Source organism: Thalassolituus sp. ST750PaO-4 (assembly GCF_020320405.1).
GTDB lineage: Bacteria > Pseudomonadota > Gammaproteobacteria > Pseudomonadales > Oceanobacteraceae > Venatoribacter > Venatoribacter alkanivorans.
On the sequence record NZ_JABVCB010000013.1, the window covers coordinates 270,523 to 295,417 of the forward strand.

The window sequence follows — 24,895 nt, forward strand, 5'->3', positions numbered from 1 at the left end:
CTCAGTGTAGCTTCAGGCGCGGCCGGATAACCTTGTTGATATGACCTACCAGGCTCAGCAGCAGGGTATGCCAGTAACCGTGCAGGGCAATCTGATGCAGCCGGTACAGTGACACATAAACAATCCGCGCCAATCTTCCCTCAATCATCATCGAACCACTGGTCAGGTTGCCCATAAGGCTGCCTACGGTGCTGTAGCGACTGAGAGAAACCAGCGAACCTTTATCGCGGAAAACAAATTCCGGTAGTGGTTGTCCCTGATGACGTGCGCGCAAAGCTTTAACCAGATGACTCGCCTGTTGGTGAGCAGCCTGAGCGCGTGGCGGTACCGGCTTGCCATCGCTGTGCATTACGCTGCAGCAATCTCCGAGGGCAAAGATATTCGTGTCTTCGGTCTGCAGGCTGGCATTAACGATCAGCTGGTTGGCGCGGTTGGTTTCCAGTCCCAGTGTTTTCATAAACTCCGGTGCTTTTACCCCGGCGGCCCAGACTTTCAGCCGTGCCGGAATGGTGCCCTGATCTTTGGTAACAAAGCCTTCGGCAGTGGCCTCAGTAATCAGGGTACCGGTACGAACCGATACGCCCAGCGCTTCCAGTTCACGGGTTGCGGCGGCGGATATTCTTGGTGGCAGTGCCGGCAGAATGCGTTCGCCTGCTTCGATTAAGGTAACCTTCAGCTGTTCTGGCGAAACGTTCTTCAGGCCATAACTGCTCAATACTTCGGCGGTGTTGTACAGCTCAGCAGACAATTCCACCCCGGTTGCACCGGCACCGACAATCGCAATTTCCAGATTGCGTGGGTTTTCGCTGTTACTGGCACGCAGGAATTCGTTGAGCAAAGTGCGGTGAAAGCGTTCCGCTTGCTGGCGACTGTCGAGGAAAATGCAGTGGTCTTTAGCGCCGGGCGTGCCGAAATCGTTCGTTACGCTGCCGATGGCAATCACCAGCGTGTCGTAGCTGACGCTGCGCTGCGGAACGATCAGCTCGCCCTGTTCGTCGTGAATTGGTGCCAGCACCACTTCGCGTTGTTCGCGTTGCAGGCCGGACATGCGTCCAAGCTGAAAACTAAAGCCGTGTACCTTGCCGTGGGCGCGGTAGTTAAGCTCGTCTATCCCTGAATCCAGTGCGCCGGTGGCGACTTCGTGCAGCAGGGGCTTCCACAGGTGGGTGGGGTTGGCATCAATAAGGACGACTTCGGCTTTTCCGCGCCGTCCGAGCTTGCGCCCTAATTGGGTTGCCAGTTCCAGTCCGCCTGCACCACCGCCAATAATGACGATACGTTGCATGGTGAGACTCCGGTAAGTGAAAAAACTGCCGCCATTATACGGACAAAGCTGTCACGATTGGCCGCTTTTATTCATCAGAATTTCACATTAGCGGAGTATGTCTGCGAACGCTGTGTTTCAGCGGGCAGGAAGGGACGTGGGTTGTTGCCAGATGCCGAGAAGGTGGCTGGCGCCGGCGAGTAAAATGCCTGTTGCCAGCACTAACAGGCTCTGTTGCAGCCAGACCGGCATTTTTTTCCAGCGCAGATGCCAGTGCAGGAAGCGAACATGGCCGAAAGGTCCGATGGCCAGATGCAGCATCAGCATCACCATGGCCGGAACCATGGCAATCAGCAGAGCAGTAATCATTGTTATATCCGGTGATGGCTGTGCTCAGTCGGCCACTTGCCATTGTTGCAGGTGATCAGCGCAGACCTGACGGTTCAGGGCTTCTTCTGCACTCAGTACCGGCAGTTTAACGCATTGCTGCAGCAGTGTGATCATTCTGTCGTGATACTTGTCTTTATCCAGTCGGGCAAGGGCGTTGACGTATTCGTTGTAGATCACCGGCAGCTTGTCCTGTAATTCCAGTGCGCGCTTGAATGCTTCCAGAGCCCGGCTTTCAGTCGAGCCATAGGTGATGCGGCCAACAAAGGAGCCGACACGTTCGACCACGCCGGCATGTAAGCCGCCCAGCATCGCCGGGTACAGGGCTTGCTGCGGATAGCGTTCCTGCAACTCTGTCATCGCGTCCTGGGTGTCACCGAGAAAACCGGTGGCCGTGGCGGCGCTGGTATCCAGCAGTTCCAGAATCCGGGCATGGGCATAAGCCAGACCAAATTCGGCGAAGGCATAATCAGGGGCAAGAGGCAGCAGGCGTTCAGACTCGGCAGCGGCTTCACGGAAGGTTGTAAGCTTGGTGTCTTTGTCCTGCACAATCAGTGCGGCATACATCAGCTTGGAGTACAGCGCAGGAATGGAGCCCGCAGGCCCGAGTTGTTTGCCCAATTCATAAGCCTGCTGAAAATGGCCTTCGTAATGCAGACGCCAGACCTGCTGACTGGCTTGTGCCAATGGCTGCAGGTTGTCGTTGAGTAGTGCCTGCAGGGCAGGATGGGCATCGGGCTGGCGTGCCAGGGTTAAGGTAAATTCGGCGAGTTGCGGATATTTCGCCATCATGTCGCGGAGAAAGGTTTCGTCCGGATAGGGCAGACCGGGCCCCTGATTCAGTTGTGGCCAGAATTCCAGCAGGCGGTCAGCGCTGTAATCGAACTGGGGCAGTTCAGCTGGATAGGGTTGCCAGTCGGCAGCCGACACCTGAGCGCAGAAAGACAATAATAAAATATGGATATAACGCATAAACCCTCCGGATGAGGGCGGGATTATAGCGGCGGAAGGTGGCCGGAACCTGTGAATTCCGGCCAATTTATAAGGGTTGATTCCTGCCAGAGCTCGCTGCCGGCAGTATTACTGGAAAGCCTTACCGGTGCTGATCCCCAGTTTCTTCAAAATCATTGCCAGCGGGCAGAAACCACTGAATGCGGCCTGAAACATGTTGGCGCCGACAAAAGCGGTAAACCACAGCCAGTTAATATTGTGAACCTGAGACAGGCCAACGCTGATCAGGATAAACAGGCCGGCAATTGCGAAAATCATGCGATCGACATTCATAACATCACCTTTTTCTAAATTAGAATATGCTTATATAGTTATCTTTGTTGTGTCTATCGTCAAGCAATTTTTCCTGCCGGTGTGGTGGGCGTCAGATCTGACAGCTTATTCCCGTGCTGTTCTCGCTTATCAATGCGGATCGCCGGGCAAAATCCTGTGCTCCATTTATTGTGTGGCTGATATTTACTGCCAGGAACACGCTTGCGGGGACTCGGCCTGAAGCGCGCAAACCGCTATACTCCTTCTCCTTTAACTTTGACTAACCGCTTCCGGATACCCGCAGCCGTATGAAAAGCTCAGACATTCGCAAGGCATTCCTTGATTACTTTGCCTCCAAAGGCCATGAAGTGGTGCCATCCAGCCCGCTGATTCCCGGTAACGACCCGACCCTGCTCTTTACCAATGCCGGTATGGTGCAGTTCAAAGACTGTTTTCTTGGTAAGGATCAGCGCAGCTATACCCGCGCGGCCTCGTCTCAGCGCTGCGTGCGTGCCGGTGGCAAGCATAACGACCTGGAAAATGTCGGTTATACCGCGCGTCACCACACCTTCTTTGAAATGCTGGGTAACTTCAGCTTTGGCGATTACTTTAAAGAAGATGCGATTAAGTTTGCCTGGGAATTCCTGACCTCACCGCAGTGGCTGAACCTGCCGAAAGAAAAACTGATGGTTACGGTTTATGCCGAAGACGACGAAGCCTATGACATCTGGAACAAGCAGATGGGCATTCCGGCGGAAAAAATCGTCCGTATCGGAGATAACAAAGGCGCCCGCTACGCGTCCGATAACTTCTGGGCGATGGGTGATACCGGCCCGTGCGGTCCGTGTACTGAAATTTTCTTCGACCATGGCGAACATATCTGGGGCGGGCCTCCGGGATCACCGGAAGAAGATGGCGACCGCTTTATCGAAATCTGGAACAACGTATTTATGCAGTTTGATCGTCAGCCTGATGGCGAGATGATCCCACTGCCGAAGCCTTCTGTTGATACCGGTATGGGCCTCGAGCGTATCTCGGCAATCATGCAGGGCGTGCACAGCAACTACGAAATCGATCTGTTCCAGGCACTGCTGGCGGCGGCCGGCGAACTGACCGGCTGCAAAGATACCGAGAACAAGTCTCTGCGCGTCATTGCCGACCACATCCGTTCAACCAGCTTCCTGATTGTTGATGGCGTGCTGCCATCGAACGAAGGCCGCGGTTATGTGCTGCGCCGTATTATCCGCCGCGCTGTACGCCACGGTCATATGCTGGGGGCGTCGGTTGGTTTCTTCCACAAGCTGGTGGGCGCGCTGGTTGAACAGATGGGCGAAGCGTATCCTGAATTGCGCACACTGCAGGCGCACGTCGAAAAAGTGCTGCGTCTGGAAGAAGAGCAATTCGCCAAAACGCTGGATAAAGGCATGGCGATTCTGAACGATGCTATTGCTGATCTGAAAGGCGACACCATTCCCGGTGAAACGGCCTTCAAACTGTACGACACCTACGGTTTCCCACTGGATCTGACCGCCGACGTTGCCCGTGAGCGCGACCTGAAAGTCGACGAAGACGGCTTCAACGCAGCAATGGATAAGCAGCGCGAAATGGCCCGCTCAGCCGGTAACTTTGCCGGTAACTACGGCAAAGGTCTGGAAATCGACGGAACAACTGAATTCCTTGGTTACACCCAGCTGGAAAATACCGGCAGCGTGAAAGCCCTGTTTAAAGACGGTGTGGCGGTTGAGCAACTGAACGCCGGTGATGAAGCCGTACTGGTGCTGGATGAAACCGCCTTTTATGCTGAAAGCGGCGGTCAGGCGGGTGATACCGGTTTCCTGAAAGCCAACGGCGTTGTCTTCCAGGTGAAAGACACCAGCAAAGAAGGCAAAAACCACCTGCACAAAGGCGTGCTGGTTGAAGGTTCAGTGAAAGTCGGTGACCAGCTGACCGCAACGGTTGATGCGGAAAAGCGTCAGTCGACGGCCATTCATCACTCGGCCACTCACCTGCTGCACGCTGCCCTGCGCAAAGTGCTGGGTGAGCATGTCAGTCAGAAAGGCTCGCTGGTGACTTACGACAAACTGCGTTTCGACTTCTCTCATCTGGAAGCGGTTAAAGCAGAAGAGTTGGCTGAGATCGAAAACATCGTTAACGCCCAGATCCGCGCTAACACCGAAGTAACGACCCGTCTGATGAACATCGACGATGCCCGTAACTCCGGTGCGATGGCACTGTTCGGCGAAAAATACGACGACGAAGTGCGCGTGCTGTCGATGGGTGTGGATGATTTCTCGGTCGAGCTTTGTGGTGGTACTCACGCCAAACGTACCGGTGATATCGGCGTGCTGAAAGTCAGCAGCGAAAGCGGTATTGCCGCCGGTATCCGCCGTATTGAAGCGGTCGTGGGTCAGGCAGCGCTGGACTTTATTGCCCGCGAAGAAGCCACCCTGAACGGTATTGCCCGCAACCTGAAAGGTTCGGCCGATAACGTTGGCGACAAAGTTGAGCAACTGATGGCGCGCAACCGTCAGCTGGAAAAAGAACTGGATGCGCTGAAATCCAAACTGGCTTCCAGTGCCGGCTCCGATCTGGCTAACAATGCGCAGGATATTAACGGCGTGAAAGTGCTGTCAGCCCGTCTGGATGGTGCCGATGTCGAAGCATTGCGCACCACCATGGACCAGCTGAAAAACAAGCTGGGTTCTGCGCTGATCATGCTGGCAGCAGAAACCGAAGGCAAAGTGACACTGCTGGCCGGTGTGACCAAAGACCTGATTGGTAAAGCCAAGGCCGGTGATGCGGTTAAAGAATGCGCTCCTTATGTCGATGGCCGCGGTGGCGGTAAGCCGGAAATGGCTCAGGCCGGTGGTCAGAAGCCGGAAGGCATTGACGACGCTCTGGCCGCCTTTAATAACTGGGCTCAGGCTCAGCTGTCCTGATCGTCAGATCTGGTTGAAAAACAGCGGGCATTGCCCGCTGTTTTTTTATCTGCAGATTGACGCTTTATGTGCTTTTCCCGGCGGCGGTAATTTATCCCCGGTAATAAACGTTGGTCAGGCATCAGACTGTTGCGTTTTAAGCCAATAGGCCATCTTTCTTGTTGTGGACATTTGTTGTTTAATGAGCGCCCCTTCAACCAGTCAATCCCAGTAAAGACACATCATGGCGCTATACGTACAGAAATACGGCGGTACATCCGTAGGTTCTATTGAACGCATCGAGGCCGTTGCCGATAAAGTTAAGTCTTTCCACGACGCCGGCCATCAACTTGTTGTTGCCGTTTCCGCAATGAGCGGTGAAACCAATCGCCTGATTGGTCTTGCGAAAGGCATTTCCGAAAATCCGACTCCACGCGAAATGGATGTGCTGGTATCTACCGGCGAGCAGGTGACGATTGCCCTGCTGGCGATGGCGCTGCAGAAGCGCGGTGTGGATGCCCGTTCTTTCACCGGTTGGCAGGTTGGTATCAAAACCGACAGCTCTTACATGAAAGCCCGTATTGAAGATATCGACACCAGCGCCATGCGTAAGCAGCTGGACAGCGGTGGCGTGGTGATTGTGGCTGGTTTTCAGGGGATCGATGACGACAACAATATCACCACGCTGGGTCGTGGTGGTTCTGATACCACAGGTGTTGCACTGGCTGCGGCACTGGGTGCAGACGAGTGTCAGATTTATACCGACGTCGATGGTGTATATACCACCGATCCGCGTGTTGTTCCGGCTGCGCGCCGTATGGATAAAGTAACTTTTGAAGAAATGCTGGAAATGGCCAGCCTGGGTTCAAAGGTTCTGCAGATTCGTTCGGTTGAATTTGCCGGTAAGTACAAAGTTCCCCTGCGTGTACTTTCCTCATTTAAGGAAGGTAACGGCACCTTGATCACGATGGAGGAGATGAGCTCCGTGGAAAATCCAGTTATTTCAGGCATTGCATTCAATCGCGACGAAGCAAAACTCACCCTGAAAGGTGTACCCGATGTTCCGGGTGTGGCATCCCGTATTCTGGTGCCAATCAGCGACGCGAATATCGAAGTGGACATGATTGTTCAGAACGTGTCCGAAGACGGTACTACCGACTTCACTTTCACCGTAAACCGTGGCGACTATCAGAAAGCGCTGAAAATTCTCAGCAGCCTGGCTACTGAACTGAATGCCCGTGAAGCCACCGGAACCGATGACATCTGTAAAGTGTCTATGGTTGGTGTGGGCATGCGTTCTCATGCCGGCGTTGCCAGCAAAATGTTCAAAGTTCTTGCTGACGAGAATATTAATATCCTGGCAATCACCACTTCCGAAATTAAGATTTCTGTTGTGATTGCAGAAAAGTATCTGGAACTGGCGGTCCGCGCTCTGCACACAGCCTTTGGCCTGGATGCAGAAGAGCAGGCAGAATAACCCTCCGTCCTTTCCGATCCTCATTAGGGGGCGCTCAATGACTGAGAGCCCCCTAATAACTAAATATTCTCAATAACGCCTCGCCTTGGCTTCATTTCTGACCATAGTGGTCAATACTGAGCATTGGGACGTGAGAATATCGGCTTAACCGCCAAAGCACCCTAGAACCGAACAGGAATGTCAGGAGAACTCCTATGCTTATTTTAACCCGTCGCGTAGGCGAAACTTTGATGGTTGGTGACGAAGTCACTGTGACTGTCTTAGGCGTTAAAGGAAACCAGGTACGTATTGGTGTTAACGCACCAAAAGAAGTTGCCGTACACCGTGAAGAGATTTACCAGCGCATCCAGCGCGAGAAAGATGGTGACGAAGGTCACGACGAAAGTCACGGGAATTACTAACACCTTAATTTTGTTAAAATTTTTCCTTTGATTTTTGCGGGAACGTGGTATCATGCGCGCCGTGAACTGGAGAGATGGCCGAGTGGCTGAAGGCGCACCCCTGCTAAGGGTGTATAGGTTTACCCCTATCGAGGGTTCGAATCCCTCTCTCTCCGCCACGTTTTCTGCTCCCGCAGATGTGTATTAAAAGCGTTGACAGTTAGCACTGACTCCCTATAATACGCGCCCCACGATGCGCGCTCGTAGCTCAGCTGGATAGAGTACCTGGCTACGAACCAGGCGGTCGGAGGTTCGAATCCTCCCGAGCGCGCCATTCTTTCCCCAAGACAGAATGCCCCTTCGTGAATTGTTATACCTGATGCGCGCTCGTAGCTCAGCTGGATAGAGTACCTGGCTACGAACCAGGCGGTCGGAGGTTCGAATCCTCCCGAGCGCGCCATTTCTTAAAGCTTCGTCCGAAGCATCCGAAATAAATCATACGCAGTAAATTATCGAAGCCGCCGTTAAGCGACGGAGGTGAGATTAATTCGTCGGGAACGAATTAACGCGAAGCCCGCAGGGTGAGTATCAGGATGATACAAACAGCCTCCTCAGGTTCGACAAATGGCCAAAGGCCAGGTCGCTTGCGACCGTTAGCACATCCTCCAGCGCCATTTCTTAAAGCTTCGTCCGAAGTCCAAAGTATCCGCAATTAATCAACGTTATGCATCCCAGAATTTTTGCTTAAGCTGTGATGCTTAAAAACTCCAGTTTAATCCTGCATACATCTGCATTTTCTGGTTTTTCACATCGCCCTGCCAGCCCAGTTCAATAGCTTTAAACAGCGTCAGTCCGGCATGAATGCCTGCAACTTTATCTGTATCAAACTGCAGCCGTGGGCCAATAAATAAGGTCGACAGTGTGCCTGGCACGGGAATTACCCAGTCAGCTCCCGCGGCCGGATAATAATCACCGGCGTAGCGGGCATCCTGTTGAATACCGATATAGGTACGCCAGAAAAAATCCGGATTTTCGTTATGCCAGCCAATGCGTAATCCCTGGTTGTCTTTGCCTGCCTGATAAATCTGAGTGTTCAAAAAAGCCTGGGCAGGAAAAGCCACAGATAAAAACAGAAGGCAAACAAGCACTGGCCGGAGAGATAAGCGCAAAGCAATTAAGCGGGGCATAGTGAGATGACCTTATAATTAATCAATAAATTGCCGGGCGAATGTCGGATGCTGCTGCCTGAGCCATTGCAGCAGGTCAGGAAATTTTTCTGGGCTGAAGCAGGGAATGCTGTGCCCGCTCAGAAGGGCTGCGGTTACGCCCATACCTTTGCGCAGAGTGGCATTAAACTCACCATTATAAATACCATCACTGCCACAGGATGGAGAGCGTGCCGCCAGCAGGGCAGCAACCGCGCCGTGACGGCGGGCACTGGCCAGAGCCTGTTGAGCACCATCGATAAACTCGCGGGTAAAATCTTCGGTGTCGCGTGAAATGATGCGCGCTTTGCCTTGCAAAACCGCCTCACCATCTCCCTGATAAATTTCCGCAGCCGGACGAGGCGTTGGCAAACCTCCGGCGACTTCAGGACAAACAGGAATCAGAATCCCCGCCTCTTGCCAGCGCTGTAACTGGTGGCGGAAGTTGTCGGTCTTGTCGTCGTTGGCGCGGCCATCGTAGCGCACCGGTTGGCCCATCAGGCAGGCGCTGATCAGAATTTTTACAGACATAAATTACTCCTGTTTGCGCGCCAGAAAATGCACATAGCGCCCAAACTGGCGGTAGGGTTCCAGCGTTCCGAATTCGAGATCGGCTTTATTCACCGCATCCTGACCAATACGGTCACGGATTTTCTGATGCATATGATCGTGCACACAACGAATGCCGCGCCAGCGTTCAATATGAAAACCGAGGGTATTCAGTGCCTGTTCAATTGCATCCGGGTCAAGGGGGTGCTGCGGCGCATTGCCTTCGTCGCGTAAACGCGGGTTGGCCGATTGCGGTGCATGGGTGCGGCCATTCATGAGTTGCCGCCACTGATGGCCGTGCAGGTTATAAAACATCAGCGACAGCCAGCCACCGGGTTTTACCCGGTCGGCGAGTAATGGCAGTGCAGCAAAGGGATCTTCTAACCATTCCAGTACCGCATGATTAAGCACAATATCGAAGGGTTGCGGAAATTCTGCGGCAACGTCCTGCAGCGCACAGTGTTTTACCGTTAACGGCAGTTGCTGAGCGGCAAACTGATCGCGCGCCAGTTGCAGCATTTCGGCGGAAATATCACACAGACTGACCTGCGCTCCCTGTTGTGCCAGCTCCATACTGAACTGCCCCTGGCCGCCGCCGATATCCAGTATGCTGGCATCCGGCAATGCAATCTTCAGATCGGCAAAATCGGCACGTAACGCCATCAACCGCAGCTGGCCTCTGGGTGTTGCATAAATGGTGCGGGCAAAGCGTGCGGCCAGATCGTCGAAATTACGGTCGGGGCGGGTATCGGTGTCTTTGGTGCTCATGGCTTTTTTCGTTGCGTGGCAGTGTACCGATCATAACAGCAGCGGCGCCGCAGGCAGAGATAAGCTGCATAAAAAAGCCGGCACTGAGGCCGGCAAGGGGGAGAACTTATTGAGAGAAGATGAGGTTCTTAACCATGATTATTAATTGGCGACGATCAGCTTATCCATGCGCTCCAGATCGTTAATCATGCGCCAGTCACCGCCGCCTTCTATGACCAGGTAATTGGGTCAGTTAGCGACGATCAGCTTATCCATTCGCTCCAGATCGTTAATCACGCGCCAGTCACCGCCACCTTCTATGACCCGGTGCTGCCAGTTTGCGAGTCGGTTGAGGTAGTCCCGCGGGTCAATGTTATCGCTGCGTAGCTTAGTGACATTGAGAGCAACCACGTGAATGTTATCCAGACTAATTGGAAAGTTTCTAATGTGATCATGGGGTAAATCCTCTTCTAAATCGGAAAAAATAAAGACGTATTTATTACCGGCACCGGTTTCGTTCAGATATTGCGTGGCCTGCAGCACACCGCCGGTGATGTCGGTATTGGCGCTGCCCTTTTTCAGGTTGGCGGCGAACTCATCCATGGCCAGCTTGAACTGACGTTTCTGATCGTTGGCGGTGCTGGGACGCATATCGAAGGTGGTTTTGGCGATGATGTCTTTCTCGCTGAAACTGCCACTATCGATACGGGCCACGGCAATAGAATCGCCACTGTCGAGGTTGGCCAGCAGGTAGTTGAGGATGGCCTGTGCTTTGTTCAGCTCCTGGGTGTAGGTTCCCGAGGTGTCGATCAGCAGGTAGACGGCTTTATTCTGTGGTGCCTGCTCGCTGCAGCCGCTGAGCAGTAAGCTCAGGGGTAGGGCGGCGGTGGCAACAAGGCGTTTGAAGCTATTCATAATCGTCACTCCTCTGATTCAGGCGACAGCTACAGCCGCATCGCCACTGTTGTTGTTACTGCTTTTACTGCGGCCTTTACGGCTGCGTTTTTCTTCGGTGGCCACATCCGGGATGGCATCGGCCAGCTCATCGGTGGTCTGGCTGTCGTCAAACTGCACCGCAGTTGCCGCTTCGCGTTTGCGGCTGAGCAGACGCTCGATGCTTAACGGCAGCATGATCAGCAGGTCGTAGGCGTGGGTCAGCAGGGTGGCGCTGTGACCGGCCAGGTTGCCGAGCAGACGGGCGGCAATGGCGACCAGGCGGATCATGGCGACCAGTGCCAGACCCAGCACGGTGCGCAGCGAGTGAATAAAGGACTCCAGCGGGATGGCGATAAAGGCCAGCGCAAACGGCAGGATAAAGCCCATCACCATTTGCCCGATGGATGGAATCCAGCGGAATTCCGCATTGCTGGCTGCTACACCGGAAGCATTCGCCGCCATGCTCAGTGATTGCTGCAGGGCTTCTTTATCCAGCGCCAGCAGGTCACGCATATAGGCCAGTGAAGCTTCGATACCGGCAAGAATGCACAGGATGCTGAGGCTGATAATCATCATGCGGCGGCGCATCTGATCATCCATGCTGCTGATGATCGGAAACAGACGGGTAATGCGCAGTGATTCCAGCAAAAACAGGCCCATCGCAATCTCAATCAGAATGATCACCAGTGCGGCAATATCTGAGGTTTTTACGCCACCGATATAGCTGGTTCCACCCACCATTTCCGACATCGGCATGGCGATCAGCTGGAAGTTGATCAGGCCACCGAGCAGGGCAATGGTCAGCACAAGACCGGCAATAAAGAACTGGGTCAGCGAGCTGGACGTCAGGCTGCGTACCGCTGCATCTTCACCACGGCGCACTTCTTCATAGTGCTGCATCTGCTTGTCGAGCTGGTGGGTACGGTTATCGAGGTTATCGATAGTGCGTGCCACCTCGTCCATTTTGCCGTTTAGCGTGCGCCACTCAGGCTGCATTTTCGCCAGCAGTTTGTGGCGCTGATCGGCGCTGGCCTGCCAGGTTTTCAGGGTTTCTTTATGGGTGTCATGCACCGCGTCTTTAATATTGCTGAGAATCTTGGCAACCGCCGGATCACCATGGCTGGGCAGCGCGGCAATGGTATTCACCACCTCACCCCAGGCCGGTGGCAGTGGTGCGCTGTCGCCGGCTTCGCGGTAGCTGTTCTCGACATTGTCGATGGCGGTGCTGATCTGGCGGTGCAGTGCCGGATAGCCGGATAAATCGCGCGCCACCAGAGTCTGGATGCGGGTAAATTCGCGTTCGATACGGCGTTCGGCATCGTTGCGTGCGGCGGCCAGTAATACTTCGCGGTTACGCTTGCCCAGCTGGCGTTCCAGCTGGCTCAGGGCGCGGCTGGCCATGCGCAGCATATGACGCAGACCCTGACCACTGCTGAGCAGGATACGGTGGGCCGGGTTGCGGCCGAAATACAGCAGGGTCATCGCCAGCACCAGCCAGATGGCGGCGGATACAGCACTGTTGGCGGACCAGAGAGTGAGTAGGTCATTCATGATTCTGTCCTCGTGTTGCTCGGAAAAGGTGGCTGCGGAGAGCCGATGAATACAGATTGCGTGATGCCGGTGAAAAATCGGTGAGAAGAATGTGATTTCTGTCGCGCTGGTTGTGTCCGGGCGTCTGCACCGGCGGCGGCTGGTGGTATGCTCGGGACCGGCCTGTTAACAGGCCCTGCAGGAGAGGAATAGATGATCAAAATTTTCTGGGTCGAAGATCAGAGCCACTGGATCGACAAGTTCCGGGCCTTGCTGGAGCGCACCGACTTTGCCCCCGGTGCCGAAGCCGATCTGCCGGACGCTGAGCACAATAAGCTTGAGGTGTTTAAGTTTTCTGAAGCGGCACTGGCGCGTATCAGCCAGACCGATGACGCCGATGCGCCGCATATCGCGATTCTCGATGCCAGCCTGAACGGTAACGACGATGGCGGTTTCAGTGTGTCGCGTGCGCTGCTGAAAAAGTGGCCTGCACTGCCGATTGTGTTTTTATCCGAACATTCCGGCACCGGTATTGAACAGAAAGCCTTTGAGCAGGGCGTTACCCAGGATTTTATTGCCAAGCATCAGCGCAATATCGAAGGGGTTTTGCTGTGGCGCATGAAAGCTCTGTTACGCCAGAGTCTGACTCCGGCGGCGAATAAAAAATCTCAGCTGGTCAGCGGCGAATTACGCATTGATCTGGTCAGCTGGGAAGTGTGGTGGAAAGGCCAGAAATTAATGAATCCGGCCAATCAGGCCCGGCCTCTGGCGCCGACACCGCGCAAGATTCTGCGCTTTCTGGTGGAGGCGTCACCGCGCCCGGTCACTACACTGCAAATGGCGGAATGGCTGGATGCCGATCTGGAAAAATTTTCCTACGCCAATTATCGCCAGCATATTAAAACCCTGCGTAAATCGCTGGCGCTGGCCCATGGCGATGAAGAAGCCTTTATGAATTTATGCAAAGCCGGGCAGGGTATTGCCACCTTTGGCGCCGAAGGCGCCTATTTATGGAAAGCACCGGCCTGAGATAAACAGGCTCAGGCCAGCCGCTAAAGACTGATATCTGCGTAAAACAGTTAAACGGAGCAGCAATGAAAGACAGCAACAGCGCGGAAGAGACTCTGCAGACGGAAGACCGCGGCGATAAATTTATCTTCCGTATCCGTTATCCGTGGCGCACCTTATTGGCAGCGAAATTATTGCTGTTTTATGCCTTGTTGCTGTTATCACCAGCGCTGGCCGATATGCTGAAAATACCGGCGTTTATTTTCAGTACACAGTATTTCAGTGCTGCCTTTGCTGCCTTTTTAATTCTTGCTTGGCTGGATTTTCGCCATTTCAGCCGTCAGCAGCGCAAGGTCAAAGCCAGTCTGCAACAATTGTGGAACAGCAAGCGTCAGCTGCAGCAGCGGGCGCAGACCTCGGCCAGTCATACCGACAAACTGAAACTCTTTATCAGTGATAAATTGCTGGAATATATGGAGTACGACGAAAAATACCTGCACTTTAAAAGCATCGCGGCCGAGGTACGTCATAACGGTGTCATTTCGTTCGATAAGGTGCAGTCGGCGCTCACCTATGCTGCTGGTCACAGTCTGCCGGATGAGCAGGGTAATAATGCGCTGCTGTATCAGCAGGCGCTGGTGGGCATGCGCTATTTATGGGATTTACTCGATTTATCCACCACCGACAATATGGCGCTGCATATCGGTGCCAATGTCAGCCGCTGTGAAGAATTATTATTTCAGGCGGAATTACAGGGCAGTGCCTTAAGTGAGCTGCCACTGGTGCCCACTTTCGATCCGCAGCGGGCGCTGCTGGATACACTGACGCTGCATCTGGGCGTCACCCTGTGCGATGAACAGGGTAATCCGGAGCCGGCATTTTTATACGACGCCGAAGCTCTGGCGCAGCTGTCTGCTGGGCAGGACAAACCGTTATTACTGACCGACAGCGAAGGTCTTTACCGCATTGAGTTACAGCCCTGTGATGAACTGCTGGGTAATGCCAATCACATTGTTTTATTGCTGGAAAATCTGCTGCGCAATGCCCAGTTCTTTGCCACCAAGCGTCAGTACAAAAGCCGCTTTGCGCCGATTGCTATCCGCCTGTGGGAAGCACAGCAATGCTTATGTGTGAGCATCTATAACCGTGGCCCGCATATCAGTGATGAATCCCGTGAGCAGATTTTTCAGCTGGGCTTTTCCACCCGCCGTGCGCGTGAACATAACGGTAAAGGTCTGGGACTGTATTTTGCCCAGCAGATCGTGCAGGGCTTTGATGGTGATATCGGTTTCGACAATATTCATAACCACAGCGAGCTGTACCACCTGCGCATCGAACTGGCCGGTGGCGAAGTGCAGAACCTGAATCTGGAGGTGACGCTGAACGCTGCCGGTGAACCACAGGTGTGCCTGGCAGACAGTAATGCCGAGGCTGCAAAACAGTGGGAATTGCGTGCAGAAAAACGGCTGCACAGTATTGAGGTCAGCAGCCGCAGTAATCCGCAGGTTGCGCGCCTGACGCTGGTGGAAGGCACAAGCCAGTGGTTTGATCCGCACAATCCGGCGCAGCCGCAATGGCTGATCAGCCTGAGCGGACGTAAGTCCGACCTGCTCAGTTTTATGCCGCTCGATATCCGTGGCGTGCAGTTCAGTGTGCGCTTACCAACCCTGAACGGCAGACTCGACGGGGTGGGTGCTGCGGGTCTGGAACCGGATGTGGACGAGCTGGGGGCGGGGCTGCGGGCGCCGGATGATTTCTGACATATTTGTCACTCCAACATCCGGCAAATGGCTGATCTTCGGCTAAACTTTGAGCGTTAACCGGCCCGGGGCCGTGCGCTTTTAGCGTGTCACAACAACAAACATAAGTGGACAGATGAGCGACGCAACGTCATCCGGACAATCGCAAAGCAGTAATCAGACGATCCCCGCATGTCCGGTCGGGGAGCTGAGCTGCCCCTTTATTGATGAAGTGCAGTTGCTGCGCGAACAGGTGGCAACCGATCCGCTGACAGGGCTTTATAATCTGCGGCATTTCCGTGAAGCGCTGGAACAGGAGCTGGAACGTACCCAGCGTACCCTGATGTCGACAGCGCTGATGATGGTCGATCTTGATCACTTTAAATCCATTAACGATACCTGGGGCCATCCCGTTGGCGACGAAGTACTGAAACAGACCGCGCGTTTAATCCGCGACAGTACACGCAAACTGGATGTGCAATGCCGTTATGGCGGTGAAGAATTCGTCATTATTCTGCCTTCCACCGAGCTGATGCTGGCGGTGCAGGTGGCTGAACGATTACGGGAGAATATTGCTTCCACACTGGTACGCATTGATGGTGGTGAGTTGCAGATTACTGCCAGCATCGGGCTGGCATTACACAGTGCCCAGCAGCCGCACAGCGCCAGCAGCCTGATTGGCCGCGCCGATCATTATCTGTATCAGGCTAAACGTCAGGGACGTAATCAGGTCTGTTTTGAGCATCCGGATATGGCTGAAACTGCCGTCAGTGGAGATGAAAAAAGCCTGCTGCACGATTTATTCGGTGGTGCTGACAGTCAGGATGATGCTGACGACTTTATCGGTGATGGCGAAGAATTTATGGCCGCCGACGACAGCGCCTGGCCTGCGGAATAGCAGCGCAATTCAGGCGCCGGGTTCTGTCTTTTCTGCTGTTTGTTTGCGGTACTGTGCCGGAGTAATGTTCTGCCATTTTTTAAAGGCATGAATAAATCCTGCTGCCTCAGAATAACCCAGTAATAACGCTATTTTTTCCACACTGTGGGATGAATGTCTGAGTAAATGGCAGGCTTTTTCTGCCCGCACGTTATCCAGAATCTGCTGAAAACTCTGCCCTTCGTCGCTTAATAAACGGCGGAACTGGCGCTCGCTTAAACCAAAGGTCGCGGCGCAGTCTTTAATGGCAGGAAAGCGCTGGCTGAACATCGTCAGATACTGTTTTAAGCGTTCGCTTAATGCTTCTGTCCGCACCTGACTGCGTTGCTTTATGATTTCTTCGCACTGACCACGATAGAGTTCCAGTGCCGTGGCATTGGCGCCGGGAAAGGGCAGGCGCAATACCTCCAGCGGCAGCACAAAGGCTGCCTCATCACAGCCAAACTCTACCGGACACTGGAATTTTTCCCGGTAGGCTGCAGCTTCTGCCGGTTGTTGGTAAGGCATGCGGATGGCCAGCGGTTTCAGATTACGGCCCAGCATGGTCTGCATGATATTAAGAAAATGCCAGGTACCGGCCACATCACGGTCAACAATAAAACGCTGCAGATGATCGGGCAGAGGATAGGGCTTCAGTTTTAACAGTACGGTATCGCCATCGAGCTGATAATCCAGCTCGCTGAACAGGTAGCTCAGCTGCTGATATTTAATGCCCAGGGCAAAGGCCTCATACACCGAACTGCAGCTCATCAGCATCATGGCAAAAGCGCCATAACTCGACAGTCCAAAGGTAGAGCCGATGGTGATGGCCGCCAGCGGATCGTGCTGAATCCGGTCGGCAAATTCGGCCAGAATCGCCAGCTCATCAGCCTGACTGATGGTGGCATTGGCATCCAGATGCGCCTGCTGTAAGCCATGACGGGCAAGGATGGCTTCGGTATCCAGCTGGTAATGCTGGCGCAGCTGTTCGACGGTAAAGGTCAGGGCGAGAATGGAGCGCAGGGTCATAATGGCCGTTTTTATCAATTTATTGTTTTTTCCAGCATAGCCACAGCCGCGCCCGGGAACGTAGATTCAGATCATGGCCGCAGCCGCTTTGCAGGAAAAGCCCTCTCCGGCGGCCTGAGCGAATAACAATAAAGGTGAACATCATGACGCAGCAAAAACATACCCAGGATTCTCAGCAGGCTTTACCGGCAATCACCGACGTTGTCATTGTCGGTGCCGGTTTTGGTGGTTTGTGTATGGGCATTCAGCTGAAAGAAGCGGGCATCAGGGATTTTATTATTCTGGAAAAAGCCGATGAGGTTGGCGGCACCTGGCGTGACAATACCTATCCGGGCTGTGCCTGTGATGTGCAGTCGCACCTGTATTCATATTCCTTTGCCGGCAATCCGGAGTGGAGCAAACGCTATGCATCCTGGCATGAAATTCAGGATTACATTTTAAAAACCACCGACGATTATCAGATGCGCCCTTTTATCCGCTTTGGCCATGAGGTAAACCGCAGCCAGTTTGACAGTAAAACCGGGCTGTGGACCATCGGCACCAAAGGCGGTGCAGAAATCCGGGCGCGTTATTTTGTACTGGCCTCGGGTCCGCTGCATCACCCGGCGATTCCGGATATTCCCGGTCTGGACAGTTTTAAAGGTAAGGTCATGCATTCTGCACGCTGGGATCATGGCTATGATCTCAACGGCAAGCGCGTCGCGTCGATTGGTACCGGTGGCAGCGCGGTGCAGTATTTGCCGGAAATTGCGCCGCAGGTGCAGCAGCTGGATGTCTATCAGCGTTCTCCGGCCTGGGTTATTCCGCGCGATGAGCGCCGCTACGGTGAAATCCGCAAGACCCTGTTCCGCAACTTTCCCGCGCTGCGCAAGCTGCACCGTGCGCGTTTATATATCACCAATGAAATGCGGGTCTGGCCGATTTTCCATCCGCGTCTTGCCGTTGCCTTACAGAGCCTGGCGAAGCTGTTTATCCGCATAAAAGTAAAAGACCCGGCGGTGCGTAAAAAGCTGACACCGGATTACACCATTGGCTGTAAGCGTATTCTGATTTCCAATAAATATTACCCGACCTTTAACCGCAGTAATGTTGATCTGATTACCGACGGTATTCAGGAAATCCGAGAGCACAGCATTGTCGACCGCAATGGCGTTGAACGTCCCTGCGATACCATTATTCTCGGCACCGGGTTTATCGTTGATCCGCGTGGTTTTATGAAGGACTTTACGCTGGACGGACTGCCGGGGCACAGCATTATGAAAGACTGGGCAGATGGTGCCGAAGGCTATCTTGGGACTGTGGTATCCGGTTTTCCGAACCTGTTCCAGCTGGTTGGCCCTAATACGGCGCTGGGCCACAATTCGATTATTTTTATGATCGAATCTCAGGTGAATTACATTATCCAGTGTATTAAAAAGGTTCAGGAAAAAGGCGTTGATTACTTTAATGTTAAAATCGAAGAGCAGAATAAATACAACGCTGAAATTCAGGGGCGGATGAAAAATACGGTCTGGACCTCCGGCTGTAAGAGCTGGTATCAGCAGGCGGACGGCAAAAACTTTACCATCTGGCCATCCTCCACGCTGGAATACCGTGCGCGCACGAAAAAGGTATTTGCACCGCATTTTGACTGGGTCAGTATTGCGGCTCAGAAAACCGAAGTGGTGGCAGATAAAACGGAGAAAAGTGCCGGTAAAGAGAGGAAATCAGAACCCGCATCGGTCTGACACAATAAGGGCCTGCAGTGCAGGCCTTTACCTATCCACTCTTTTACTTACCCGCCCCTTTATCCACCCCTGCGAATCTCCAGCTCCAGTTCGCGGGAGCTTAAGCCCTGCTGGCGTTTACCGCTTTCTACTTCGTGAATCAGACGGCAAAGGGTGCGGTTTACCGGCGTAGATACGCCCAGTTTTTCACCTTCGGCGGCAACGGCGCCATTGAGGAAATAAATTTCGGTCAGACGCTTCTGCTGCAGGTCTTCCCACATCGATGAGCGCGCCTGCGGGTCAATTTCCAGCATTTTTTTCGCCAACCGGTGAAAGATAAAATCCGGGCTGTTAATCAGGCCGGGTAATAATGCCGGTGGCAGTGCGGTCATACGTGCCAGACGGATGCCTTTTTTGGCGGCGACGGCTGCCAGTTCTTTCATGGCGCCACTCAGCACGCGGCGGTAACCACGCTGTTCCAGTTCCTGTTTCAGCGGAATATCGGCCAGCGCATTAATGGCATTGTTTAAATTAAGCTGTAGTTTGCCCCAGGCAACCGACTGGAAATCGCGCTCCAGCAGACAGGGAATCTGCTGTTCGAGCAGGGCATCACGGATCGGCATAAAAGCATCGTCGTCGCTCAGATGAACTGCGCCGTCGGTACCGCGGTGAAAGTGGCCGTTGTCCTGATGCAGTACGTTGAAGCCAACAATCCCCTGAGACACCAGCAGTTGCGGACATTGTTCGCGCACCACGCGGTCGCTGCCGAGGCCATTCTGCAGACAGATAACCCGGGTACCGGGACGGCAATAGTGTGCCAGCGCGGCGGCGGCCTGTTCCATGGCCAGACACTTCAGGGTAACCAGAACGATATCGGCCTGAGCCAGTGCCGCTTCTTTATGCTCGAAGGAAATGCCGCTAACCAGCTGATCACCACCGATATAGTCGCTGATATGAATGCCACCGGCCTGTTTTATTTCTTCCTGAATACGGGGTCTGCCCAGCAGGGTAACCGACAGTCCTTCAAGATGCAGGGCTGCACCCAGATAGCAGCCGATGGAACCGGCACCATAAACAACAATGTGCATAAACGGATCTCTTCATCGCGGGAGTTGCAGTGTGCGTTGCTTTACTACTGTCTAACAAGTAATGAGTGTGTGAACTGGTTCGCACTTTTCAGGCTTTTTTTTGTTTTACCAGCCAGCGGTCGAGGGCATTGGCAAACTGGGCTTTATCGCGTTCGGAGAACGCTGCCGGGCCTCCGCTTTGTATGCCGCTGGAGCGCAGGGTTTCCATAAAATCGCGCATATTCAGGCGCTGGCGGATGGTTTCCGGAGTGTAGGTTTCACCGCGGTTATTGAGAGCCAGTGCCTGTTTTTCAATAACTTCTGCGGCCAGTGGAATATCCTGGGTAATCACCAGATCGCCGGCACTGCAGCGCTGCACAATCAGGTTGTCGGCAACATCGAAACCGGCTTCTACCTGCACTGCTTTAAGAAAGGGAGATGGCGGCAGTGGCACGGCATGGTTGGCAACAAAATACGCCGTCATGCCGGTACGGACAGCGGCTTTGCAGATCACATCACGAACAGGGCGTGGTGTGGCGTCGGCATCAACCCAGATGGTGGGCATAAAGAGTGTCCTTTAGTCTGCGAATAGTCATTATTTTCTGATTGGGCCAATCAGGCGGGAGTATTGTGCCAATCTGTGTGGGATCAGGCCAGTTTGGCGTTTATTCACCTGTGCGTTAAGCGGGTGAGGGCATAGTTTTAACCGCACACAACAAAACAGCAACGCGTAAATGCACCAGAGCTGCTTGTAAACATAACAATAAATGCTCTCACATTTCAGATGAGGATCCGCTGATGAATACATCTGTAACTACCCGTACTCCGGCCGATGTGGAAATTAAACCACGGCGCATGCATTTTCCTTTTGGCAATATCAAAGAGCGTTTTTTCTTTGCCGGAAATTCTCTTTTATCGGTATTTTTTGGTGCACTGTCTTCGACCTTTCCGCCGGGGGAGGCAGAATTTATTGCATCGGTGCGGCAGTATCGTGACCGTATTACCGATCCCTCATTAAAAGAACAGATCCGTGGATTTATCGGTCAGGAAGGCCACCACAGCCATCAGCACAAGCAGATTAATGAAGCGCTGCGGAACCTGGGGATTGAGGCGGTTAAGCTGGAGCATCATCTGGAGCGTGATCTTCAGCGTTTTACCCGGCGCAAATTCGCAACACCGAAATTCCGTTTGGCTATGACAGTGGGCATGGAACATATGACTGCGATTATGGCGGAATTCGTGCTGCAGAATCCGGAGGTACTGGAGCCACTGGAAGAGTCTGTACGAGATCTTCTGTATTGGCACGCCGTTGAAGAAATTGAACATAAAGCCGTGGCTTTTGATGTGTATATGCAGATGGAAGGCGACCGCAAATATCTGCGCCGTGTACTGAAACTGGCGACCTTTATGTTTAATGTGCGTATCGCGTTATACATGGTGGCATTGCTGTGGTGGGCGCGTAAATTTCCTTCATGGAGCGATATCAAAGGTTTCCGTCGCTTTATGTACGGTAACAAAGGAATGCTGACGAATATCCGCCAGCCATACCGTGATTTCTTTAAGGAAAGTTTTCACCCCTGGGATCACGACAACCGTGCTCTGATTGAAAAGTGGCAGAATGAACTGCGCCGCGAAGATCCTCAGCCGGCATAAGTTGCAGCCGGGGATTCTTTACAGGGCGTAATCACTTCAGGGTTACAAAATGGGTCATCGGGCGATAGCCTGACAGGCTACGCTGAGGGAGAACGGATCATGCCGTTCTCCTGCCTTCTCTCTGGCGGGTTGAATACGTGGTGCCGTATTTTTTTGGCTGCGCCGGAGGCCCGATATGAAATCTGCTTTTCTGCTGTTACTCAGTTTGTGCATTATCCCGACCGCTGCCGCCCGTGATTACGTGGTCGGCGTGGAGAACCTGGAATACAGCCCGATTTATGCCACCAATAATGGCAAATATGAGGGCTATGCCCGCGATCTTCTTGATGCGTTTGGCAAAGCTTCCGGGCATACCTTCAGCTATCGTCCGTTACCGGTAAAACGTCTTTTTGCTGATTTTTTAGGCGGTAAGCTCGACTTTAAATATCCGGATAACCCGCAATGGGCTGCGTCGGAACGCGGTGATAAAACGCTGTATTACAGCGATGTAACGCTGGTGGCCACTGATGGTGTCATGGTGGCTGCGGCACGCGAGCCGGGTAAAACCCTGACCAGACTGGTCACCATACGTGGCTTTACACCCTGGGTGTATATGGATGCCATTGGTAAGGGCAGCATCGCCTTGCAGGAGGTTAATGATCTGGATGCAGCACTCAGCAGCGTGCTGGCTGGCCGTGCTGAAGGGGCTTATGGCAATGTGGTGGTTGCCGCCAAACGTCTGCAAGAAAATGGTCAAGCGGGGGCATTGGTGTTTGACCGTGAACTGCCTTATGCCGATGCCGATTTCAGTTTATCGACGATGGCCCATCCGCAGGTTATCGACGAATTTAACGCCTTTCTGCGTGACCAGGCGGATCTGGTCGCTGCGCTGAAAAAGCGTCATGGCGTCGATATTGATTAATGCCCGGAAAACAGCAGCCAGCAGGTAAAACTGTTGCACTGGCATGACTGGTCAGGCACAGAAGAGGCGGTCATACTGGCCGCTTTTCTGTGGCGGAATCCCGTATGAAAACCACTCTCCGTATTGATATTGTCTCCGATGTTATGTGCCCGTGGTGTGCGATTGGCTATGCCAGTCTGCGTCAGGCGCTGACGGCAATGGAGGACAAAATTGTCGCCGATATTCACTGGCAACCCTTTGAACTGAATCCGGATATGCCGGCCGAAGGGCAGAACCTGCGTGAACATCTGGCAGAAAAATACGGCAGCAGCGACGAGGAAAGCCGCGCTAACCGTGAGCGTATTACGCAGATGGGTGCCGGTTTGGGCTTTACCTTTAATTTCCGCGATGAACAGCGCATTCTCAACACTTTTGCCGCTCATCAACTGTTGCACTGGGCGGCGGAGCAGGGCAAACAAACCGAGCTGAAGATGGCGTTGTTTACGGCTTATTTCCGTGATGGACGCGATGTCAGTAACACTGAAGAATTATGTACGATTGCAGCAGAAACCGGGCTGGATGCCGGAGAAGCGGCTGCCGTGCTGGCGGAAGAGCGATATGCCAACACCATCCGTGCCACCCAACAGCAGTGGCAGGAAGTGGGTATCCGTTCGGTACCGGCGGTTATTCTTAATCAGAAATACCTGATTTCCGGCGCTCAGCCGCCGGAAAGTTACGTTAAAGCCTTAACCGAAATCCTGTTTGCCGCCGACGAATAGTCCGTTCGTGTCAGCCGTTATCCTTCTGATAGCGGCTGACCAGCCACAGCGCCAGCATCATCACCGCAGCGCCCGCTGCCAGCCGTAACACATCGGTATCGCGGTTCCAGATCAGCAGATTAACAATCAAACCCGCCGGAATCAGCGCATTATTCATAATCGCCAGCTGACCACTGCTGACTCTGGTCGCACCCAGATTCCAGAAAAAATACCCCAGCCCTGAAGCGACAATCCCCAGCCATAACAGAATGCCCCACTGCAGTGGGCTGGCCGGATATTTATCCCCGCCGAGCAGCAGCCAGGCCGGCAGTACAACCAGCAGTGCGCCCAGATAAAACCAGCCAAAGCTCTGATGCTGAATCAGCGGCCGTGAAGAAGGCCAGGTTTCCAGCAGGCGTTTGTACAGCACCTGACCGCTGGCAAAGCAGAGGTTGGCGCCCTGCACCACAAAGAAACCCAGCCAGAAATCCTGACTGAGCTGGTTATAGCGCATGATCGCGGCGCCAAGAATGGCAATGATGGCACTGAACAGATAAGCCGCGCGGAAACGCCGCGCCAGCAGGTCATAAATCAGAGTCACGTACACCGGCGTAAAAATGGTGAAAACCAACACCTCAGGTACGCTGAGCAGCAGGAAAGACTGGTAATAAAACAGATACATCAACCCCAGCTGGACGGCGCCAATGGCCATTAAACGCACGGCCAGAGCCGGAGCAACGGGATTTCTGACAAGCCAGGGAATAAATATCAGAGAAGCGAGCACAACCCGGGTTAATACGGCAAAATAACTGTCGACCTGACCGGCCAGATAAACCCCGATCAGCGAGAAGGAAAAGGCCCAAAGCAGGGTAACGGCCCACAGAATTGGCATACCCGAACATCCATACAGAAGCAGTAAAGGCGGCAGCATGCAGCAAACACCGGAGCGAATCCAGCACCTGTGGAACCGGTTGGCAACCATTGGTGGTTTTACATACGAATCCCGTCCCGGGCCACGCTCGCTGACCGGCTGGCAGGGAGAAGGGCGCGGTCAGGTGCAGATAGACGACAGCAACGCTGATGAGCGGCATTTTATCGAGCAGGGCGAGTTTCAGCTGCAGAATGGCCAGATTGTTGAGATGCATAACCGGTTTATCTGGCGTAAGACAACCAGCGGAATTGTCCTCTCTCATGGACGCCGTGGTGAGCCGGTCTTTTTGTTCGAACTCATTCCAACGACTGATGGATTATGGAAAAGTGCGCAAGATCACGTTTGTATTAATGACTTATATTCCGGAGAGTTGCGCGAAAGTGCTAATGGCTTTGAGCTGACCTGGCACATCACCGGCCCGAAAAAAGATGAACATCTGTTTTATCGTTATTTTCCTGACAATTCGTAACACGAAAGAACCTTGAGTCATTACTCTAATCCTCTTAATGTGTCGTATGTTGATATCCGATAAAAATAAATAACGAGGACTAA

Annotated in this window: 24 protein-coding genes and 3 tRNA genes; 14 read left to right on the top strand and 13 right to left on the bottom strand. The window is 53.4% G+C overall.

Translation table 11 applies throughout. The features are described from left to right. Position 1: 1 nt before the first annotated feature. From HUF18_RS16700 to HUF18_RS16715, 4 genes are all read right to left on the bottom strand, one after another. Positions 2 to 1,285, bottom strand: coding sequence for an NAD(P)/FAD-dependent oxidoreductase (locus tag HUF18_RS16700; protein ID WP_145466483.1), 1,284 nt, complete (start codon positions 1,283 to 1,285; stop codon positions 2 to 4). Positions 1,286 to 1,402: 117 nt separating this feature from the next. Beyond that, positions 1,403 to 1,633, bottom strand: coding sequence for a hypothetical protein (locus HUF18_RS16705; protein WP_225693001.1), 231 nt, complete (start codon positions 1,631 to 1,633; stop codon positions 1,403 to 1,405). Between the two features lie 24 nt (positions 1,634 to 1,657). After that, positions 1,658 to 2,623, bottom strand: coding sequence for a hypothetical protein (locus tag HUF18_RS16710; protein WP_225693002.1), 966 nt, complete (start codon positions 2,621 to 2,623; stop codon positions 1,658 to 1,660). Between the two features lie 108 nt (positions 2,624 to 2,731). After that, entirely contained in the window at positions 2,732 to 2,935 is a 204-nt protein-coding gene (locus HUF18_RS16715; protein ID WP_145466480.1) for a YgaP family membrane protein, read from the bottom strand. Positions 2,936 to 3,222: 287 nt separating this feature from the next. Between HUF18_RS16715 and alaS the strand changes: the two genes are divergently transcribed. The 6 genes from alaS (at position 3,223) to HUF18_RS16745 (ending at position 8,149) form a co-directional block, all read left to right on the top strand. Continuing rightward, positions 3,223 to 5,853, top strand: a complete 2,631-nt coding sequence (gene alaS, locus HUF18_RS16720; RefSeq protein WP_225693003.1) for an alanine--tRNA ligase — start codon at positions 3,223 to 3,225, stop codon at positions 5,851 to 5,853. A 223-nt stretch (positions 5,854 to 6,076) separates the two neighbouring features. Then, a complete protein-coding gene (locus HUF18_RS16725; RefSeq protein WP_145466478.1) occupies positions 6,077 to 7,309 on the top strand; it encodes an aspartate kinase in 1,233 nt (410 codons plus the stop codon). Between the two features lie 194 nt (positions 7,310 to 7,503). Then, positions 7,504 to 7,710, top strand: coding sequence for a carbon storage regulator CsrA (gene csrA, locus HUF18_RS16730; RefSeq protein ID WP_225693004.1), 207 nt, complete (start codon positions 7,504 to 7,506; stop codon positions 7,708 to 7,710). Between the two features lie 68 nt (positions 7,711 to 7,778). After that, a tRNA-Ser gene (locus HUF18_RS16735) sits at positions 7,779 to 7,868 on the top strand. Positions 7,869 to 7,946: 78 nt separating this feature from the next. Then, positions 7,947 to 8,023, top strand: a tRNA-Arg gene (locus HUF18_RS16740). A 49-nt stretch (positions 8,024 to 8,072) separates the two neighbouring features. Beyond that, positions 8,073 to 8,149 (top strand) — tRNA-Arg (locus HUF18_RS16745). A 298-nt stretch (positions 8,150 to 8,447) separates the two neighbouring features. On the opposite strand, the gene HUF18_RS16750 is transcribed toward HUF18_RS16745, so the two are convergent. The 5 genes from HUF18_RS16750 to HUF18_RS16770 form a co-directional block, all read right to left on the bottom strand. Next, the gene (locus HUF18_RS16750; RefSeq protein ID WP_225693005.1) at positions 8,448 to 8,786 is read right to left on the bottom strand and encodes a hypothetical protein; all 339 of its coding nucleotides are present in this window, start codon (positions 8,784 to 8,786) and stop codon (positions 8,448 to 8,450) included. Between the two features lie 108 nt (positions 8,787 to 8,894). After that, the gene (locus HUF18_RS16755; RefSeq protein ID WP_225693006.1) at positions 8,895 to 9,425 is read right to left on the bottom strand and encodes a DUF523 domain-containing protein; all 531 of its coding nucleotides are present in this window, start codon (positions 9,423 to 9,425) and stop codon (positions 8,895 to 8,897) included. 3 nt (positions 9,426 to 9,428) lie between these two features. Beyond that, positions 9,429 to 10,211 (bottom strand): methyltransferase domain-containing protein, encoded by a 783-nt coding sequence (locus HUF18_RS16760; RefSeq protein ID WP_225693007.1) that lies wholly within the window; start codon positions 10,209 to 10,211, stop codon positions 9,429 to 9,431. A gap of 228 nt (positions 10,212 to 10,439) precedes the next feature. Beyond that, entirely contained in the window at positions 10,440 to 11,105 is a 666-nt protein-coding gene (locus HUF18_RS16765; protein ID WP_225693008.1) for a VWA domain-containing protein, read from the bottom strand. Positions 11,106 to 11,123: 18 nt separating this feature from the next. Further along, positions 11,124 to 12,677, bottom strand: coding sequence for a hypothetical protein (locus HUF18_RS16770; protein ID WP_225693009.1), 1,554 nt, complete (start codon positions 12,675 to 12,677; stop codon positions 11,124 to 11,126). A 192-nt stretch (positions 12,678 to 12,869) separates the two neighbouring features. Between HUF18_RS16770 and HUF18_RS16775 the strand changes: the two genes are divergently transcribed. From HUF18_RS16775 to HUF18_RS16785, 3 genes are all read left to right on the top strand, one after another. Then, complete coding sequence (locus tag HUF18_RS16775; RefSeq protein ID WP_145466471.1) at positions 12,870 to 13,685, top strand: response regulator transcription factor; 816 nt, start codon at positions 12,870 to 12,872, stop codon at positions 13,683 to 13,685. Positions 13,686 to 13,750: 65 nt separating this feature from the next. Next, the gene (locus HUF18_RS16780; protein WP_225693010.1) at positions 13,751 to 15,424 is read left to right on the top strand and encodes a sensor histidine kinase; all 1,674 of its coding nucleotides are present in this window, start codon (positions 13,751 to 13,753) and stop codon (positions 15,422 to 15,424) included. Positions 15,425 to 15,539: 115 nt separating this feature from the next. Continuing rightward, positions 15,540 to 16,301, top strand: coding sequence for a GGDEF domain-containing protein (locus HUF18_RS16785; RefSeq protein WP_225693011.1), 762 nt, complete (start codon positions 15,540 to 15,542; stop codon positions 16,299 to 16,301). 9 nt (positions 16,302 to 16,310) lie between these two features. On the opposite strand, the gene HUF18_RS16790 is transcribed toward HUF18_RS16785, so the two are convergent. Next, positions 16,311 to 17,348, bottom strand: a complete 1,038-nt coding sequence (locus HUF18_RS16790; protein ID WP_225693012.1) for an AraC family transcriptional regulator — start codon at positions 17,346 to 17,348, stop codon at positions 16,311 to 16,313. 143 nt (positions 17,349 to 17,491) lie between these two features. Here HUF18_RS16790 and HUF18_RS16795 point away from each other — a divergent pair, with 143 nt between their 5' ends. Next, entirely contained in the window at positions 17,492 to 19,075 is a 1,584-nt protein-coding gene (locus tag HUF18_RS16795) for a flavin-containing monooxygenase (protein ID WP_225693013.1), read from the top strand. 59 nt (positions 19,076 to 19,134) lie between these two features. On the opposite strand, the gene HUF18_RS16800 is transcribed toward HUF18_RS16795, so the two are convergent. Both HUF18_RS16800 and HUF18_RS16805 read right to left on the bottom strand, forming a co-directional pair. Then, positions 19,135 to 20,142, bottom strand: a complete 1,008-nt coding sequence (locus HUF18_RS16800) for a 2-dehydropantoate 2-reductase (protein WP_225693014.1) — start codon at positions 20,140 to 20,142, stop codon at positions 19,135 to 19,137. An 88-nt stretch (positions 20,143 to 20,230) separates the two neighbouring features. Next, the gene (locus HUF18_RS16805) at positions 20,231 to 20,686 is read right to left on the bottom strand and encodes a YaiI/YqxD family protein (protein ID WP_145466465.1); all 456 of its coding nucleotides are present in this window, start codon (positions 20,684 to 20,686) and stop codon (positions 20,231 to 20,233) included. A 233-nt stretch (positions 20,687 to 20,919) separates the two neighbouring features. On the opposite strand from HUF18_RS16805, the gene HUF18_RS16810 reads away from it, so the two are divergent. The 3 genes from HUF18_RS16810 (at position 20,920) to HUF18_RS16820 (ending at position 23,433) form a co-directional block, all read left to right on the top strand. Then, positions 20,920 to 21,774, top strand: a complete 855-nt coding sequence (locus HUF18_RS16810; protein ID WP_145466464.1) for a metal-dependent hydrolase — start codon at positions 20,920 to 20,922, stop codon at positions 21,772 to 21,774. Between the two features lie 175 nt (positions 21,775 to 21,949). Continuing rightward, entirely contained in the window at positions 21,950 to 22,675 is a 726-nt protein-coding gene (locus HUF18_RS16815; RefSeq protein WP_225693015.1) for a substrate-binding periplasmic protein, read from the top strand. Between the two features lie 104 nt (positions 22,676 to 22,779). Next, the gene (locus HUF18_RS16820; RefSeq protein ID WP_225693016.1) at positions 22,780 to 23,433 is read left to right on the top strand and encodes a DsbA family oxidoreductase; all 654 of its coding nucleotides are present in this window, start codon (positions 22,780 to 22,782) and stop codon (positions 23,431 to 23,433) included. A 10-nt stretch (positions 23,434 to 23,443) separates the two neighbouring features. Here HUF18_RS16820 and HUF18_RS16825 read toward each other — a convergent pair whose 3' ends face one another. After that, a complete protein-coding gene (locus HUF18_RS16825; RefSeq protein ID WP_225693017.1) occupies positions 23,444 to 24,304 on the bottom strand; it encodes an EamA family transporter in 861 nt (286 codons plus the stop codon). A 37-nt stretch (positions 24,305 to 24,341) separates the two neighbouring features. Between HUF18_RS16825 and HUF18_RS16830 the strand changes: the two genes are divergently transcribed. Then, positions 24,342 to 24,812, top strand: coding sequence for a DUF6314 family protein (locus HUF18_RS16830; protein ID WP_145466460.1), 471 nt, complete (start codon positions 24,342 to 24,344; stop codon positions 24,810 to 24,812). Positions 24,813 to 24,895: the final 83 nt, after the last annotated feature.

Bases quoted from the DNA above. Each gene is read 5' to 3' on its own strand.
- HUF18_RS16700 (WP_145466483.1), bottom strand. From the start codon at position 1,285: ATGCAACGTATCGTCATTATTGGCGGTGGTGCAGGCGGACTGGAACTG.
- HUF18_RS16705 (WP_225693001.1), bottom strand. From the start codon at position 1,633: ATGATTACTGCTCTGCTGATTGCCATGGTTCCGGCCATGGTGATGCTG.
- HUF18_RS16710 (WP_225693002.1), bottom strand. From the start codon at position 2,623: ATGCGTTATATCCATATTTTATTATTGTCTTTCTGCGCTCAGGTGTCG.
- HUF18_RS16715 (WP_145466480.1), bottom strand. From the start codon at position 2,935: ATGAATGTCGATCGCATGATTTTCGCAATTGCCGGCCTGTTTATCCTG.
- alaS (WP_225693003.1), top strand. From the start codon at position 3,223: ATGAAAAGCTCAGACATTCGCAAGGCATTCCTTGATTACTTTGCCTCC.
- HUF18_RS16725 (WP_145466478.1), top strand. From the start codon at position 6,077: ATGGCGCTATACGTACAGAAATACGGCGGTACATCCGTAGGTTCTATT.
- csrA (WP_225693004.1), top strand. From the start codon at position 7,504: ATGCTTATTTTAACCCGTCGCGTAGGCGAAACTTTGATGGTTGGTGAC.
- HUF18_RS16755 (WP_225693006.1), bottom strand. From the start codon at position 9,425: ATGTCTGTAAAAATTCTGATCAGCGCCTGCCTGATGGGCCAACCGGTG.
- HUF18_RS16760 (WP_225693007.1), bottom strand. From the start codon at position 10,211: ATGAGCACCAAAGACACCGATACCCGCCCCGACCGTAATTTCGACGAT.
- HUF18_RS16765 (WP_225693008.1), bottom strand. From the start codon at position 11,105: ATGAATAGCTTCAAACGCCTTGTTGCCACCGCCGCCCTACCCCTGAGC.
- HUF18_RS16770 (WP_225693009.1), bottom strand. From the start codon at position 12,677: ATGAATGACCTACTCACTCTCTGGTCCGCCAACAGTGCTGTATCCGCC.
- HUF18_RS16775 (WP_145466471.1), top strand. From the start codon at position 12,870: ATGATCAAAATTTTCTGGGTCGAAGATCAGAGCCACTGGATCGACAAG.
- HUF18_RS16780 (WP_225693010.1), top strand. From the start codon at position 13,751: ATGAAAGACAGCAACAGCGCGGAAGAGACTCTGCAGACGGAAGACCGC.
- HUF18_RS16785 (WP_225693011.1), top strand. From the start codon at position 15,540: ATGAGCGACGCAACGTCATCCGGACAATCGCAAAGCAGTAATCAGACG.
- HUF18_RS16790 (WP_225693012.1), bottom strand. From the start codon at position 17,348: ATGACCCTGCGCTCCATTCTCGCCCTGACCTTTACCGTCGAACAGCTG.
- HUF18_RS16795 (WP_225693013.1), top strand. From the start codon at position 17,492: ATGACGCAGCAAAAACATACCCAGGATTCTCAGCAGGCTTTACCGGCA.
- HUF18_RS16800 (WP_225693014.1), bottom strand. From the start codon at position 20,142: ATGCACATTGTTGTTTATGGTGCCGGTTCCATCGGCTGCTATCTGGGT.
- HUF18_RS16805 (WP_145466465.1), bottom strand. From the start codon at position 20,686: ATGCCCACCATCTGGGTTGATGCCGACGCCACACCACGCCCTGTTCGT.
- HUF18_RS16810 (WP_145466464.1), top strand. From the start codon at position 20,920: ATGAATACATCTGTAACTACCCGTACTCCGGCCGATGTGGAAATTAAA.
- HUF18_RS16815 (WP_225693015.1), top strand. From the start codon at position 21,950: ATGAAATCTGCTTTTCTGCTGTTACTCAGTTTGTGCATTATCCCGACC.
- HUF18_RS16820 (WP_225693016.1), top strand. From the start codon at position 22,780: ATGAAAACCACTCTCCGTATTGATATTGTCTCCGATGTTATGTGCCCG.
- HUF18_RS16825 (WP_225693017.1), bottom strand. From the start codon at position 24,304: ATGCCAATTCTGTGGGCCGTTACCCTGCTTTGGGCCTTTTCCTTCTCG.
- HUF18_RS16830 (WP_145466460.1), top strand. From the start codon at position 24,342: ATGCAGCAAACACCGGAGCGAATCCAGCACCTGTGGAACCGGTTGGCA.